2 protein-coding genes are annotated in these 1,539 nt (G+C 45.8%); both read left to right on the plus strand.

The genetic code is table 11. From position 1 onward, the window contains the following. Nucleotides 1-350 precede the first annotated feature (350 nt). Complete coding sequence (mlaF, locus tag R8N49_RS24595) at nt 351-1,154, plus strand: phospholipid ABC transporter ATP-binding protein MlaF (RefSeq protein ID WP_005455119.1); 804 nt, start codon at nt 351-353, stop codon at nt 1,152-1,154. Then, nucleotides 1,144-1,539: ABC transporter permease (locus R8N49_RS24600; RefSeq protein ID WP_318190155.1), on the plus strand; the 396-nt coding region annotated here is incomplete at its 3' end. The genes mlaF and R8N49_RS24600, both read left to right, overlap by 11 nt.

Genomic DNA, 1,539 nt, shown 5'->3' on the forward strand with positions numbered 1-1,539 from the left:
GCTAATTTTGACCTTTTGCAGCTTAAAATGGAAGATAAACAACGAATAAATTAAAGGTTAGTAACGAAAATGTATGTAATTGTCACTCATTCAATCATTGCAAATAAAGTGATGATTCTGGTCTAGGATTTAAACACTTGGTGACGATCAGGCCATAATTTATGGAGAATAGCTTGAATTTGGTCGGCTTTATTTAATCGAACAGTGCTTTAAATTCCAAGCCAATGTGCTTATGATTGCAGCCTAATAAATGTACCGAAGCGGCGATAAGGGAACCCTTAGCGCTATTCGGAAGTGGATTGACTTGACAACTCTGCGAGCGTTAATGCTCTGACAGTAGAAGAGATGATATGTCGAACAACGATTTAGTCACCGTGAACAACCTCACTTTTTCACGAGGAAATCGCACGATCTTTGATGGTATTGATCTGCATGTTCCTGAAGGTAAAGTGACGGCGATTATGGGACCATCGGGAATCGGTAAAACGACACTGCTCCGTTTAATTGGCGGTCAGTTGTATCCCGAACAAGGAGAGATTTGGTTTGATGGTGACAACATTCCGACTCTTTCTCGCAAAAAACTCTACAACGCTCGTAAGAAAATGAGCATGCTGTTTCAATCCGGGGCTCTATTCACGGATTTGAATGTATTTGACAATGTGGCCTTTCCACTGCGTGAACACACCAATCTTTCAGAAGATTTGATTCGTACTATGGTACTGCTTAAGCTCGAAGCGGTTGGTCTGCGCGGAGCTGCGCAATTAATGCCAAGTGAGCTTTCGGGCGGTATGGCGAGGCGCGCCGCATTGGCTCGTGCCATCGCACTTGACCCTGATTTAATCATGTTCGATGAACCATTTGTGGGACAAGACCCCATTACCATGGGTGTTTTGGTTGAGTTGATCAAAGACTTAAACCAAGCTCTAGGCCTTACGTCTATTGTGGTATCACACGATGTACCGGAGGTCATGAGTATTGCTGATTGGGTTTACCTACTAGCAGATGGCAAGATCATCGCGTTTGGCACGCCAGAGGAGTTGAGTCAAAACCCAGACCCGCGAGTGCAGCAGTTCTTACAAGGTGATGCAGATGGCCCTGTGCCGTTTCGTTTTCCTGCGCAAAGTATCGAAAAGGATCTATTTGATGGTCGCTAGCTTTATTCAATTTGTCGCTTCATTAGGAAGACGCACGCTCGCCATCTGTGAAGCTTTTGGCCGTGCAACCTTGATGCTTGTTGGCGCTATCTTCTCTAAGCCTCAACCCTCTAAAAGTTTTCCTCTACTCATCAAACAGTTGTATTCCGTTGGCGTGCAATCACTGGCTATTATCGTCGTGTCTGGTTTGTTTATCGGCATGGTTCTTAGCTTGCAAGGCTATGTAGTGCTGGTGGATTACGGCGCGGAAGGCAGTCTTGGTCAGATGGTCGCGTTGTCACTACTGCGTGAACTTGGGCCGGTGGTTACTGCGCTTCTTTTCGCTGGACGTGCAGGCTCTGCGCTGACGGCAGAAATTGGTTTGATGAAAGCGACTGAGCAGCTT

It is taken from the genome of Vibrio sp. 1978, from assembly GCF_033344345.1.